We start from the raw sequence: 13,329 nt of genomic DNA, 5'->3' as shown, positions 1-13,329 counted from the left end.
CTCAGAGGGGGGTTCGTCGCCCACCTTTGCCACCAAAGGCTGCGACGCGCCGCTTTGGCGCGCGGCGACGGTCGACGCCGGCGTGACGGTGCGAAATGTGCAGGGCGCGTGCCTGGTGGACGTTCAGTTGAGACGGCACATTGGTTGGATCCTCCACGGGGGCGTATCGACGAGGGCCAAAACCTCGATGTGTGGGCGGCCTCGCCCATACGAGACGGGGTGCCGACATGAGTTCACCGTAAAGGGCTTGTGCCGAGGCGGCAAACGACGTTTATTTGCAGGACCCATTAGCTGAATTAGGGCATTCATGGTCAGGCCGCATCTCCCTCTCAATGCCCTGCGCGCTTTCGAGGCATCTGCAAGACATCTGAGCTTCACCCGCGCGGCGATCGAATTGTGCGTGACGCAGGCGGCTGTCAGCCATCAGGTCAAGCTCCTGGAAAGCCGCCTCAACGTGACGCTGTTCAAGCGCCTGCCGCGCGGCCTGATGATCACGGCCGAGGGCGAGGCGTTGCTGCCGGTGCTTCAGGATTCCTTCGATCGCATGGCGGATATGCTGGAGAGGTTCGAGGGCGGGCATCTTCGCGAAGTTCTGATGATCGGCGCCGTCGGCACCTTTGCCGTCGGCTGGCTATTGCCCCGGCTGGCGGATTTTCAGGAAAAGTATCCCTTCATCGATATCCGGTTGTCGACGAACAACAATCGCGTCGACATGGCGGCCGAGGGGCTCGACTACGCCATTCGCTTCGGCAGCGGTTCGTGGCACAACATCGAGGCGACGCGGCTGTTCGAAGCGCCGCTTTCGGTCCTGTGCGTTCCTGAACTGGCCGATACGCTGCGTCGTCCTTCAGATCTCCTCGGCCACACGCTGCTGCGCTCCTACCGGGCGGATGAATGGGTAAACTGGTTTGCCGCAGCCGGTATCACCTATCCGGCGCCGCTTCTCAAAGGTGTCGTGTTTGATTCGTCGCTTGCCATGATGGAGGCGGCAGCCCAGGGCATCGGCGTTGCACTTGCGCCGCCTCTCATGTTTTCCCGGCTGCTGTCGAACGGAACGGTGCGCCAGCCTTTCAGCGTCTATACGTCAATGGGGAGCTACTGGCTGACGCGGCTGAAATCGCGCCCCCCGACGCTGGCGATGTCCGCCTTCCACGATTGGCTGATGGCAGAAAAGGAAGACAGCTCCCTGCAAGCCGATGTACCGGCGGCGAGCAGTTCGGCGTAGGCGGCGCCGCATTTGGGCGCGAGCTCCGACAGTTGAAGGCGATATCTCGGCGTTGGCCCGGTGGGGCTGCCAGGCCAACAGCTTCGGCTTGTGGCTATTCGCCGTAACTGACGATCCATTCCGGCGGCTCTCTTTCGTGGCTGCCATCAACCTGTACGTTTCTGTCTTTCGCCCAGCGATAACCCCACATCGGACCGTGTTTCGTTGCATAGGAAAGTGGTCGCCGATAAGCGGCATCCGCCTGCGCCTTCTCGAGCGTGACGAAGTCGTAACCGCTCTCTTCGAACAGCGACAGGATCCCCTTCATTGCGTCTGCATTCAGTCGGTTGACGTGCAGCAGCATGATCGCTGGCGGTTCGTAGCCAAGGGCCTGCGCGTTGAGATCGGCGTAATAGGCGATCTGTCGCTGGGTGTGCATCAGATAGGCCGTCCTGATGCGGTGGGCCGCTTCCGTGTCGTTCTCGGCAAGAGCACGTTCATAGGCGCGATCGAAGACGTAGTCCGAGGTGTCGATAGTCGTGGCGGCGATCGTGTAGCCACGCTTCGCCGCAAGCGCGGCGATCGCCTTCTGCTTTTCCGGTGTGTCGCCGGTGTGGTTGTAAGGGAGCCGCAGGAAACGCAGCCCCTTTCCCGCGGCCTTGAGGAGTTGCCGCGCCGTGTGCTCGCCATCGACGATCTCGCGTTTGATGCCGGCAAGGTCGAGCGCATTGGTGTCAGCGTGCGAGAAGGTGTGATTGCCGAGCGTCAGCCGCGGGCCGGTCCAACTCTTCAGTATGGCTTTGGCTCGCGGCCCGACGGCGCGCACCTTGCTTTCCACGACAAAGCCGATCGCCGGCGCCTTGTGTGCCTTGAGGGCCGAAAGAATGTGGGTATTCGCCGCGTCTATCCTTTGTACTGAAGGTCCGTCCGTTCCGTCCTCGCCGGCGCGGGCGTGCGGCAGGTCGTCGAATGTGATGGCGACGGTTTTCTCTCGAGCATAGCCTTTGGTCTCGGCATGAGCCTCGACAAGGAAGAAAACGAGGGCGAGCCAGGGTGTGAAGGCAAGCAGCAGGAAGCGCCCGATCGGGCAAACCTTTCGCACGCAAGCCCGAGCCACGCTTTGCTGTGTGCCGCTGTCGCGGTGAAGCCCGTTTCCCTTCACCATCGTCCCTCTTCTGCTGGTGGCAATAAGAGCGACACTCGGTCTCAAGGGTTGCATGAGCATTGCGTGGTCTAAATTTTCTCGCTGCCGCAATCGTCAGCGGCACGGCTGCCGCTGGTGATCGCCACCGATGGTCGAAATCCAAATAATTCTAATGGCTGCCGCAAATTATCGTCGTTTGCCGTCCTCGGCGCGGCTGCTTAGGCAAGGCGCATCCAAGGTTCGCGAAAACCAAATTCGAGATGCGGAGACTTCCATGAGAAAAATGATGAGGCGTGTTTTGGCGACGGCGGTCGCCACCTTCTGCATGGCCAGTGCGGCCACAGCCGACAACACAGTGTGGTCGCAGCCGACAATACCGTTCCATGTCGTCGGCAACATTTATTACGTCGGCACCAAGGGGCTTTCGGCCTATCTCATTACCTCGGGTGGAGACGCCATTCTGCTCGACGGCACGTTGAAGAACACCGCCAGCCTTGTCGAGGCGAGCATCGTCGCGCTCGGTTTCAAGCTCTCCGATATCAAGATCATCGTCACCAGTCATGCCCACTATGATCATGTCGCCGGGGTTGCCCAGATTAAGCGCGACAGCGGCGCCAAGCTCCATGCGATCGCGGCCGATCGCTGGGCGCTGGAAAACGGCCTGCATGACGGTGAGACCAGCTATAGGCGCGGAACGTTTCCGCCGGTGAAGGTCGACCATGTTCTTGCCGACGGCGACGTCGTGACGCTCGGAGATATCAGCATGCAGGCGACGCTGACGCCAGGACACACACCAGGCTGCACCACCTGGTCGACGTCGGTGACCGAGGCCGGACGCGCGCTCAAAGTGGTTTTTCCCTGCAGCGTCACCGTTGCCGGCAACAAGCTGTTCGCCAACAAGCGCTACCCCGGTATCGTCGGCGATTTCGAGGTGAGCTTCGACCGGCTTGCCGCCATGAAGGCGGACGTGGTGCTGCCGGCGCATCCGGAATTCGCGGATGTTCTCGGAAGGGCGGCACGGCGCGACGCAGGCGACAAGGATGCCTTCGTCGATCCTGATCTGCTCGGCCAGATCGTTCAAAAATCCCGCGCGACCTTCCAGAAGGAGCTTGCAAGACAGAAGGCGAGACAATGAGAGGGGGCAGGGCCGCCTTTCGCGCGGCCCTTTGCCTCTGGCGGCTCAGTCCGAGACGAGACCGTCAAACACCTCGAGCATGGCCTCGCTGATGGCCTTGCCGAGGGCTGCGGCCGCGGCACTCAGGGCCGCGTCGTCCATGTCTCGCGCCGCCATCGCGAAAGACGCGCCTTCGGTCACGACGATTTCCTGGGCGCGCTGGATTGCCCAGAGGGCAAACTCGCTGCGGTCGGCGATTTCAACGGTTTCCATCGGGGTCTCCTGATCTCTTCAGGCAAGCCATACATCCAGATTGCCTGCGCAGGCGACCGCTCGCGTGATGCTTTTATGTGGATTGCTTGAAATACCTTCCTTGTCGGCGCGGTTACTCTACCGGCCGGTACAGCGTCCCTTTCAAAAGCAATCGCAGGGGGACTTCCGTCAGAGTTTAAAGTTGAGTAGTGAGTGAAGGAATAAGAAGAGCCACCTTCCCGAAGACGGGCAACGCGATCATGACCTTTCAGCCGCGGATGCAGAACAAGATTGCCGGTTTCAAGGTCCTGGGCGAGTTGCATCGTCGGGAGTGGAACGGGATTATCGCCGATGTGTGGGATGTCGAGTGCGAGCCGCATGCAGGCGGCTATTACGTATCGAATGATCCCCGGATGTTCATCGTGCTGGATGCGCAGGGTGGGAGCCGCTGCAACGTCAAACTCTCATCCCAGGCGAACGGCACCGTCCAGAACGACCGAGACCAGGCGATCTCCTACATCCCGGCCGGCATGGAGATCTGGGCGGATGTGGTCGATGTCAGATATATCCGCCATCTCGATCTGCACTTCAACATCAACATCCTCAGCCGGCGGCTGATGGAGGACCTCGATACAGGCCAGTGCGACGTGCCGCGGCTGATGTTTGAGGACGAGCGGTTTCTCCAGCTCGCCCGGCTGATCGCTTCGGAATGCCTGAACCCGCAGCCTCTTCACGATCTCTATGGCGACGGGCTGGCGGTCGCTCTTTTCATCGACCTGATGAAGCTCAACCGCAACAGTGCCCGCAAGCGCAGCCAGCTTGCATCGTGGCAACTGCGTCGCGTCGTGGAGTACATCGAGGAAAACAGCGTTCGCAACATCAGGCTGGAGGAGCTGGCGAGCCTTGCCGGACTTTCGCAATCGCACTTCAGCCACGCCTTCAAGGCTTCGACCGGCGTGGCGCCGCACCAGTGGCAGACGAATGCCCGGATCGAGCGGGCAAAGCATCTTCTCCTGAAGAATGAAGCGTCTCTGACCGAGATCGCTGCCGAAACCGGTTTTTCGGATCAGGCGCACTTCACTCGCGCCTTTCGCAAGGCCGTCGGGGTTACGCCGGCGCTTTGGAAAAGAAGCCGGCTCGCTTGAGCAAATGCCTTCGGCGTCGAACAGTTGCCCACACATATTTGCCCAAGAGCGTTCAACTTTCGCCGATCGAAACAAGCCCCACTCTAATACTTGATATAAACGGTCATCTTATCAGCAGTCAGCCAGGCTCTACGCTGTGGGGATAGCAGGCCGGGCAACCAGGGGCGACGATACGATGCAGCATGACGGTAAGGGTGTGCGTTTGAAGGAACTGCTTACGAGCGGCGTCGCCGGCATCGCGCTGTTGGTGTCGACCGTCGCGGTTGCCCAGGATGCCAGCACAACGAAACTCGAGAAGATCGAGGTGCAGGCGCAGGGCGGGCGCGACGACGCCACCGGCCCGGTCGAGGGGTATGTGGCCAAAGCCTCGACGACCGGCTCGAAATCGGCGACGCCGATCGCCGAAATTCCGCAATCCGTCTCCGTCATCGGTCGCGATGAACTCGACGATCGCGGCGTGGTCAACAAGATCGACGAGGCGCTGCGCTACACGCCCGGCGTTACCACCGAGCCTTTCGGCGTCGATGCCGATACGGACTGGTACTACATTCGTGGCTTCGACGCCGGGCAGACAGGCGTGTTTCTCGACGGTCTGTCGCTGTTCAGCTTCGGCTTCGGCGGCTTCCAGATCGACCCGTTCATGCTGGAGCGGGTCGAAGTGCTCAAAGGGCCAGCCTCGGTGCTCTACGGTGGTGCCAACCCCGGCGGCATCATCAGCCTGATCAGCAAGCGGCCACGCGATGAGCCGCTCTATTACACAGAGATCGGCATCAACAGCGACGGCAACGCCTTCACCGGCTTCGACGTCAACGACACGCTGACGGACGACGGCACTATCCAGTATCGCGTCACCGGCAAGGTGTCGGGCGGCGACACCTACACCGACTTCTCCAACGATTTGCGCGGCCTGCTCATTCCGCAGATCACGTACGCACCCGACGATGCGACCAGCCTGACGGTCTATGGCGTTCTGCAGGGCCTCGACCAGGTGCATGTCGGCAACGGCTTCCTGCCTTATGTCGGCACCGTCGTCGACGCGCCGTTCGGCAAGATCGATCGCGATGCATTCTTTGGCGAACCCGATCTGGACGAGGGCACCTATGTCCAGCAGATGGTCGGCTATGAATTCAAGCACGAGTTCGAAGGTGGATGGCAGTTCAGTCAGAACCTGCGTTATGGCCATCTCTACAAGCATGAGAACGGTCCATATCCCTACGGCTACTACGATCCGAGCCTGCCGTTTCCGTCGTCGACGGTGCCCGCCACTCCGAACAATCTGCTTTATCGCCTAGGGTTTGAGGCGACATCGAAGGTCGATACCTTCGCTGTCGACAACCGTGTCGAGGGAGAATTCGAGACCGGGGCACTGGAACACACGCTGCTCGTTGGCCTCGACTACAAGTACTATCGGCTGGACCATGTCCAGGCTTCATCGCCTGCGACACCCATCAGCGCAACGAATCCGATTTACGGGGCGCCGCAGCCCGCCAACGCCACCTATATCAACCAGGTGGTGACGCAGCAGCAACTGGGCGTTTACGCGCAGGATCAGATCCGGTTTGGCAACGGCTGGCTCGTTACGCTCAATGGCCGCTACGACTACGTGGACACCAACACCCGGAACGGCCCGACCTTCTGGGCTCCCACGCAAGACAACACCTTCAGCTACAACGAAGGCGCTTTCAGCGGCCGCGCCGGCCTTGCCTACGAATTCGACAACGGCGTGACGCCTTATGTCAGCGTTGCAACTTTCTTCAACCCGATCGTGGCGGTGACCGCCACAGGAAATACCAAGCCCCAGGAAGGTGAACAGTTCGAGGTCGGGGTGAAGTACGAGCCGACGTTCTTCGACGGTGTACTGACCGCATCGCTCTACCAGCTGACCAAACGCAATGCGCTTGTGACCAACCCGTTGACGAGCATTTCCACCCAGACGGGCGAGGTCCGCTCCCGCGGCATCGAGCTTGAGGGCAAGGCCAACATCAATGAAGACTGGAAGCTGATCGCCGGCCTTGATTTCATCGATCTCGAGGTGACCGAGGACGCCAATACGGCGCTGGTGGGAAAGACGCCTTACCTGGTTCCCAATGCTCAGGCATCGCTGTGGCTCGACTATACGGTGCCGTCCGGAGCGCTCGAGGGGGTCAGCCTTGGCGCTGGCGTCAGGTACCAGGGGGAGTCCTGGGCCGATGCGGAGAACACACGCAAGGTCCAATCGGCTGCATTGGTCGACGCGGCAATCCGTTATGAGAAGAATGATTGGGCGGCATCGCTGAATGTCTCCAACCTCTTCGACAAGGAATATGTGAAGGGGTGCCAGGGACTTTCGGTCTGCGGCTATGGCGAAAGCCGGACATTTACCTTGAAGCTCAGCAAGCAATGGTAACCGGGCTTTAGCGGTACAATTTATGCCAACGGCATCGGGACTGGCTGCAGCCGGTCCCGATGCCGTTGGCGCGTTCCAGAACGGACCGTTGCGGTCACTGCTGCATGCGGTGTGATTTCCAGAAGATCGAAGTCCGGCAGGGTCGCGAAATGCCAGGGGCGCCTTCATCGAACGTGTCGCCGGATCGGTGCGACCGTGCCAGCCAATCAGACAGCGTGAGGCGCACAGCCGTTGTCTGCAGAAAAACTGTCGCCAAAAGCGGCCGAAGCGCTTAATTCGCTCTCAATCGGCATCGGCTATAGTTCATCCCATGAGAATCAATGCGATTACAAACTGGGCCTACGGCGTCACGGTCCTCCTGACCGGATTGTCCGGTGTGGCCTTCATCCTGTCGACGAACAGTGCGATCGAGGAGCGGCAGGCGGCCGAGCAGCACCTTGTGCTCGACACGCTTGGCGAGGATCTTGCGCTCGGCGCGGAAGAGCGAAGCGACGCTGCGCGCCTCTACGTGATGCGGGGAGACCTGCGCCACCTCGAACGCTTCCATGGCAAGGAAGAGGAAGAGCGCGCCCACGAGGCGGCAATCCGCAATGTGCGCGAATTCGGCGCGTCGCCGAAGGAGTTGGCGGCGCTTCAGGAGGTTGAGCGCGAGGCGGAGGCGCTCGACAAGATCGAGGTCGCGGCGATCGTCGCCTATCAGAAGGGCGATCAGGCGGCGGCGCAACAGATGCTCTTCGGCCCGGAACATGACCGTCTTCAGACCGCGTTGCTTGAAACGGTCGTCCGCTTCCGCGAACTGACCAAGGCCAGGACTGGTGCGGTGCTGGAGCAGGCGAAGGAGCGCAGCGACTGGTTCGGCCTTGCCGCAAGGACGATGCTTGCGATCACGGCAGCACTTTTCCTCGGCGTTCTCTATTTCGTGCTCAAGCGGCGGGTGGCGATGCCGCTTGTGCGCATGACGGGCATCGTCACCCGGCTCGCCAAGCAGGATTACGAGGTCGAAGTCCCGCTCGACCGCCGTCGCGACGAGATCGGCGAGATGAACGAGGCGATCCATATCTTTCGCACCAACGGGCTCGAGCGCGATCGGCTGGATGCCGAGCGGCGGCTCGATCAGCAGACCAAGGACTTGATCCTGCAGATGATGCATCGGCTGCAGGCCTGCCAGATCCAGGAGGAACTGGCGGAGGTGGTTGCACGGTTTGCGCCGCAGATCTTCCCCAACCTTGCCGGCCATCTCTATGTGCTCAATGACAACCGGACGTCGCTGACGCTTGTCGGCACCTGGCTCGACCCGCAGCATTCGGCAGACACTTTCCCCTCAAGCGCCTGCTGGGGGCTTCGCCGCGGCAGGCCGCATGTCAGCAACGGCGGCCAGAGCGACATTGCCTGCCAGCATCTGGACGAGAGCGATGTCGCCGGCCTCTGCGTACCGCTGACGGCGCAAGGCGATACGATCGGACTGCTCTATTTCGAGGAGCGCTCGCCAGAACAGCCGGCGGTTGAGACGTCGCGGCTTTATCTCGAACTGATCGCGGAAAACATCGGCCTTGCCGTTGCCAACCTGCAGTTGCGCGAGAAGCTGACCAATCTCGCGGTCCGTGATGCCCTGACGGGTCTGCTGAACAGGCGGTGCCTGGATGAAGCATTGAACAAGCAACTACGCGAGCGGGCTGGAAAACCACTCGTTTGCCTGATGATAGACATCGATCATTTCAAGCGCTTCAACGACGAGTTCGGCCACGATGCCGGCGACGTGGTGATGCAATATGTCGCCCAGATCATGCTGGATGCAGCCGGCGAGCTTGGAACGACCTATCGTTTTGGCGGCGAAGAGTTCACCATGCTTTTGCCAGACATGAGCGAAGCTGCAGGCTTCGAATTCGCTGAGCGCCTGCGTGACAAGATCGGAACCACGCCGCTTTCGCATCGCGGCCGCATCCTCGGCTCCGTTTCGGTGTCGATCGGCATCGCCTCGTCGCCACGCGAGGGTACGGTGGCGACGCTTCTGACGCGGGCCGATGCGGCGCTGCTCGACGCCAAGGCGCGAGGACGGAACATGACGGTCTGCTCGTCAGGTCTGGTCGTCACCTAGCAAGCACCGGGGGCATGGCGGCTCGTGGTGAATGCTCACGCCGTGCTTTGGCAGCAGGGCGACAATGCCTACGTCGGGCAGGCTATCGGTGACAAGCGCATCGACATCGGCTAGTGAAGCCCGGGCTTTTTCGGGTGGCGATGCCTTCTCGGTTGCCGGGGCACCAATCGCAAGGGACGCGGCAATCGTCGAGGCCGGTGTCGATTTCAACATCGCACCGTCGGCGACGCTTGACGTCAACTACTGCGGCCAGATCGGTTCCGGCGTGTCCGATCACGGCGTCAACCCGCGGCTCAAGGTTCAGTTCTAAAAACCGATCGCGACTGAGGCTCATTGCCGCCATTGCCGAAGTGCAAACCCCGCCATCACGGCGGGATTTGTTTGCGTTGAAGTGCATTGCTGCTGTTCAGATCCAGACGGTGCGGCCTTCGCCCTCGCAGCCGAGTGCCCGCAGAATGTTGAGCGGAATGGCGATCATGGTTTCCTGGCCTGATGAAAGCAGGAACGAGGCCGTCTGCGGTTCGCGATAGGCAAGGATCTCGGCGCGGGACGCCTTGGTGTAGATGCCGCGCAGGGCGCGCACACAACCGCTATGGGTCACCACCACATGCGTATTGTCGTGGTCGAGCGTCGCGAGCCAGGCAAGCAGGCGGGCGTCGAGCATGGTGCGGCTTTCGCCGCCGGGCATGGCGTAATCCCACGGCTCGGCGTTCTGTGCCGCATATTCCTGTGGCAGATCCCGCTCGATCTCATCGTGGGCGCGGCCCTCCCAGGAACCGTAGGCCCGCTCGACAAGCGCTTCGTCGTGGGTAAATTCTTCGAAGGGAACCGACCATGTGTCGGCCATGATCGACGCCGTCTGGCGCGCGCGCCCGAGTGGACTGACCCAAAATTTGAGCTTGGTCTCGCCGGCAATCCTTTCGGAAAGCCTGAGCCCGACGGCGAGTGCTTGGCGCACGCCGTTGGCGGTCAGCGGCGTGTCCTTTCGGCCTTGCAGCCGACCGGTGACATTCCATTGGGTTTCGCCGTGGCGGATGAGGATGATGTTTGGCAGAGGGAAGGTCATGGCATGCTCGAAATACTGCGGCTTGTACACCGGCCGAAAATGAAATGAGAAGGGCACCCGCCGGAAAATGCGCGGCGGGTGCCCGATTGGTCACTCGGCAAGCCAGAGCGCCGAGGAGGGCTTGAGGCCGAGTGTTGTCGTTGCGCCGGTCTCCAGCAAGGAGTCTCCCGAGTGGAACGGCGCGTCGATCAGCACCGTTGCCGTGCCGACCTGAACGCCATAGCGCACCGTGGCGCCCAGGAATTCGCGATGCGCGATCGTGCCGGTGAGGGCGACGGCGCCCGGCTCCAGCGTGCCGAGGGTTGCGTATTGCGGCCGGAAGACCAGCTTGGCGCCCGGCGGCACCGATGCGCCGGCCGGAATCGGTATCGAGCCTGCTCCCGCCACTTCGAAGGTGCGCTGCGTGCCCGAACCCTTGACGGTGCCGTCGAGGATGTTGGCCGTACCGAGGAAGTTGGCGACGAACAGGTTGGCAGGCTTCTCGTAAAGCCCCATCGGAGTGCCGACTTGCTGGATGCGCCCTTCGTTGAAGACGGCGATGCGGTCGCAGACGGTGTTGGCTTCTTCCTGGTCGTGGGTGACGAAGATCGTCGTCAGCTTCAGGCGCTGCTGCAGGTCGCGCAGTTCGCGTCGGACTTCGACGCGCATCTTGGCGTCGAGGTTGGAAAGCGGCTCGTCAAGCAAAAGCACCTTCGGCTCGATGGCGATGGTGCGCGCCAACGCGACGCGCTGCTGCTGTCCGCCGGAAAGCTGCGACGGGCGACGATCGGCGAGGTGCTTCAGGCCGACGAGTTCGAGTGCCGCCTGGACCCGGCGTTCGACTTCGGCGCGCGGCAGGCGCCGCTCCTCAAGACCGAAGGCGACGTTGGCAGCCACCGTCATATGCGGCCAGAGCGCATAGGACTGGAACACCATGCCGATATCCCGCTTCCATGCGGGCATGTCGAGCACGTCCTGGCCGCCAATGACGACTTTGCCCTGCCGGGCGTTGTTGAAGCCGGCGATCAGCCGGAGAAGCGTGGTCTTGCCGCAGCCGGACGGGCCGAGAAAGGCGAAGAATTCCCCCGGCTGAATCTCCAGGTTGATGTCCTTCAGCACGTGAAGGGCGCCGTAATAGAGATTGACGTCGCTGATGCTGATCGCCTTAGCGGGGCTGACCGCGAGTGCTGCGCTGTTGATGTTGACAGTCATAATGTTCCTCCCGAATTTCTATTTCGTCATGCCCAGCGCCTTCTGGCGGCGCTCGATGACGTAGTGCGAGAGCAGGGTGCAGAGTGCGACCATGATCACGGCGATAACGCCGAGGGCTGCACCCGGGCCACGACCCGCCGGCGATTGCATGAAGACATAGAGCCCGTAGGCGATCGGTGCGTCCGAGTTGCTCTGGATCAGCATCAGCGTTGCCGACAGCTCGACGGCAGCCGTCGAGAAGCTGGTGACGAAGCCCGCAAGCAGGCCGCCCGTCATCAGCGGCAACACAATGCGACGGATCGTCCGCTGCTTGGTGGCGCCGAGGTTTTCGGCCGCCTCTTCCAGCGATTCCGACACCTGCTGCAGGGCTGCGTAGCAGGCACGGAGGGCATACGGCAGCCGGCGGATGGAAAGGGCCAGCACCACCATGACCCAGAGGGTCGCAAGCGGCGTGCCATCCGGCAGTGTTATGCCGTAGAAGGTCCTGAGATAGCCGATGCCGAGCACGACGCCGGGGATGGCAAGTGCTGCGGTTGCCGCCCAGTCGAGCCAGCGGCGGCCGACGACCTTGGTGCGCAGCACGAGGTAGGCGATGGCACCCCCGATGACCACGTCGATCAGGCCGGCGAGGCTGGCGTAGATCAGCGTGTTCTTGATGTAGAGCGAGCTTTCGCCGAAGACGCGGCCGTAATGTGCGACCGTATAGGCGTCGGGAAGCGGGCTGAAGGACCAGACTGTGGCCAGCGACAGCAGCAACAGGCCGATATGCGGCGACAGGACGAGCAGCAATATCAGGCCTACGACACCATAGGCAATGACGCTTTCGCCGCGGCTGAGCTTGCGACGGGATAGGCCGCCGCCACCGCGCTGCGTCGTCGAATAGTCCTTGCCGCGCATGGCGACGGCTGACAACCACATGGCGAAGATCGAGACGGCGATCAGGATGACCGAAATGACGTAGCCCATGGGATCGGTGAGGCCGACCGAGGTGACGCGCAGGTAGGCCTGCGGCGCCAGCATGTCCTTGACGTTCAGAAGCAGTGGCGTTGCCAGGTCGTCGAAGACCTTGACGAAGACCAGCGACGCGCCGGCGAGATAGCCGGGCATGGCGAGCGGGAAGACGATGCGGCGAAACAGTCGGACGCCGGACGAGCCGAGGTTCTGGGCGGCTTCCTCCATCGAGCGGTCGATGTTGCGCAGGCTGGTCGACAGATTGATCAGGATGAAGGGGAAGTAGTGCAGCGACTGCACGAAGATGACGCCGTTCAGCCCTTCCATGAAGGGAATGCGGATGCCGAACCAGTCATTTAGGATCAGGTTGACGGTGCCGTTGCGGCCGAAGAGCAGCTGCATGGCGACCGCGCCGACGAAGGGCGGCATGATCAAGGGCACGAAACCGAGCGTCTGGATGATCAGCGAGCCGCGGAAGTCGAAGCGCGTGGTCAGGACTGCGAGCGGAAGTGCGATGGCGCTAGCCCAGACGACCGACATGCCGGAGACGTAGACTGAGTTGAAGAAAGACCGCCGGAACAGGTCGGTGTTGAAGAAGTCGACGAAGTTGACGATCGTCAGCGCGCCGGTGCCCTTTTCGGTGAAGGCCGTGTAGATGACCGTCCCGGCCGGGATGATCAGGAAGATGGCGAGGAAAAGCGCGATCAGCGAGATCGCAAAGATCTGTCCGGGCTTGGCCGAAACGCGTCTTATGGGAATGGATTGAACGAGCGCCATGGGG

11 protein-coding genes are annotated in these 13,329 nt (G+C 61.7%); 6 read left to right on the top strand and 5 right to left on the bottom strand.

Translation table 11 applies throughout. The annotated features are described in order from the left end of the window. Positions 1-307 precede the first annotated feature (307 nt). On the top strand, positions 308-1,225 hold the full coding sequence (locus tag HT585_RS25240) for a LysR family transcriptional regulator (protein WP_176355552.1): 918 nt from the start codon (positions 308-310) through the stop codon (positions 1,223-1,225). 94 nt (positions 1,226-1,319) lie between these two features. On the opposite strand, the gene HT585_RS25235 is transcribed toward HT585_RS25240, so the two are convergent. Next, a complete protein-coding gene (locus tag HT585_RS25235; protein WP_176355551.1) occupies positions 1,320-2,369 on the bottom strand; it encodes a polysaccharide deacetylase family protein in 1,050 nt (349 codons plus the stop codon). A gap of 253 nt (positions 2,370-2,622) precedes the next feature. Between HT585_RS25235 and bla the strand changes: the two genes are divergently transcribed. After that, positions 2,623-3,483, top strand: a complete 861-nt coding sequence (gene bla, locus HT585_RS25230; RefSeq protein WP_246707925.1) for a subclass B3 metallo-beta-lactamase — start codon at positions 2,623-2,625, stop codon at positions 3,481-3,483. 45 nt (positions 3,484-3,528) lie between these two features. Here the strand turns inward: bla and HT585_RS25225 are convergent, their stop codons facing one another. Beyond that, positions 3,529-3,735: a hypothetical protein gene (locus HT585_RS25225; protein ID WP_077502544.1), complete on the bottom strand. Its 207-nt coding sequence runs from the start codon at positions 3,733-3,735 to the stop codon at positions 3,529-3,531. A gap of 239 nt (positions 3,736-3,974) precedes the next feature. Here HT585_RS25225 and HT585_RS25220 point away from each other — a divergent pair, with 239 nt between their 5' ends. From HT585_RS25220 to HT585_RS25205, 4 genes are all read left to right on the top strand, one after another. Then, the gene (locus tag HT585_RS25220; RefSeq protein ID WP_176355550.1) at positions 3,975-4,859 is read left to right on the top strand and encodes a helix-turn-helix domain-containing protein; all 885 of its coding nucleotides are present in this window, start codon (positions 3,975-3,977) and stop codon (positions 4,857-4,859) included. A gap of 175 nt (positions 4,860-5,034) precedes the next feature. Then, positions 5,035-7,245, top strand: coding sequence for a TonB-dependent siderophore receptor (locus HT585_RS25215; protein ID WP_176355549.1), 2,211 nt, complete (start codon positions 5,035-5,037; stop codon positions 7,243-7,245). 310 nt (positions 7,246-7,555) lie between these two features. Then, on the top strand, positions 7,556-9,340 hold the full coding sequence (locus tag HT585_RS25210; protein WP_176355548.1) for a diguanylate cyclase: 1,785 nt from the start codon (positions 7,556-7,558) through the stop codon (positions 9,338-9,340). Positions 9,341-9,404: 64 nt separating this feature from the next. Next, positions 9,405-9,650, top strand: a complete 246-nt coding sequence (locus tag HT585_RS25205; protein WP_246707923.1) for an autotransporter domain-containing protein — start codon at positions 9,405-9,407, stop codon at positions 9,648-9,650. Positions 9,651-9,746: 96 nt separating this feature from the next. On the opposite strand, the gene HT585_RS25200 is transcribed toward HT585_RS25205, so the two are convergent. The 3 genes from HT585_RS25200 to HT585_RS25190 all read right to left on the bottom strand — a co-directional run bounded on the left by HT585_RS25200 (position 9,747) and on the right by HT585_RS25190 (position 13,325). Beyond that, positions 9,747-10,406: a histidine phosphatase family protein gene (locus HT585_RS25200; RefSeq protein ID WP_176355546.1), complete on the bottom strand. Its 660-nt coding sequence runs from the start codon at positions 10,404-10,406 to the stop codon at positions 9,747-9,749. 90 nt (positions 10,407-10,496) lie between these two features. Beyond that, positions 10,497-11,597 carry an ABC transporter ATP-binding protein gene (locus HT585_RS25195; RefSeq protein WP_176355545.1) on the bottom strand — a complete coding sequence of 367 codons (1,101 nt, stop codon included), beginning with the start codon at positions 11,595-11,597 and terminating at the stop codon, positions 10,497-10,499. 18 nt (positions 11,598-11,615) lie between these two features. Then, positions 11,616-13,325: an ABC transporter permease gene (locus HT585_RS25190; protein WP_176355544.1), complete on the bottom strand. Its 1,710-nt coding sequence runs from the start codon at positions 13,323-13,325 to the stop codon at positions 11,616-11,618. Positions 13,326-13,329: the final 4 nt, after the last annotated feature.

It is taken from the genome of Ensifer oleiphilus, from assembly GCF_013371465.1.
GTDB classification, from domain to species: Bacteria; Pseudomonadota; Alphaproteobacteria; order Rhizobiales; family Rhizobiaceae; genus Ensifer; species Ensifer oleiphilus.
This window is presented reverse-complemented; position numbering and strand designations above follow the sequence as displayed.

Bases quoted from the DNA above. Each gene is read 5' to 3' on its own strand.
- HT585_RS25240 (WP_176355552.1), top strand. From the start codon at position 308: ATGGTCAGGCCGCATCTCCCTCTCAATGCCCTGCGCGCTTTCGAGGCA.
- HT585_RS25235 (WP_176355551.1), bottom strand. From the start codon at position 2,369: ATGGTGAAGGGAAACGGGCTTCACCGCGACAGCGGCACACAGCAAAGC.
- bla (WP_246707925.1), top strand. From the start codon at position 2,623: ATGAGAAAAATGATGAGGCGTGTTTTGGCGACGGCGGTCGCCACCTTC.
- HT585_RS25225 (WP_077502544.1), bottom strand. From the start codon at position 3,735: ATGGAAACCGTTGAAATCGCCGACCGCAGCGAGTTTGCCCTCTGGGCA.
- HT585_RS25220 (WP_176355550.1), top strand. From the start codon at position 3,975: ATGACCTTTCAGCCGCGGATGCAGAACAAGATTGCCGGTTTCAAGGTC.
- HT585_RS25215 (WP_176355549.1), top strand. From the start codon at position 5,035: ATGCAGCATGACGGTAAGGGTGTGCGTTTGAAGGAACTGCTTACGAGC.
- HT585_RS25210 (WP_176355548.1), top strand. From the start codon at position 7,556: ATGAGAATCAATGCGATTACAAACTGGGCCTACGGCGTCACGGTCCTC.
- HT585_RS25205 (WP_246707923.1), top strand. From the start codon at position 9,405: ATGCCTACGTCGGGCAGGCTATCGGTGACAAGCGCATCGACATCGGCT.
- HT585_RS25200 (WP_176355546.1), bottom strand. From the start codon at position 10,406: ATGACCTTCCCTCTGCCAAACATCATCCTCATCCGCCACGGCGAAACC.
- HT585_RS25195 (WP_176355545.1), bottom strand. From the start codon at position 11,597: ATGACTGTCAACATCAACAGCGCAGCACTCGCGGTCAGCCCCGCTAAG.
- HT585_RS25190 (WP_176355544.1), bottom strand. From the start codon at position 13,325: ATGGCGCTCGTTCAATCCATTCCCATAAGACGCGTTTCGGCCAAGCCC.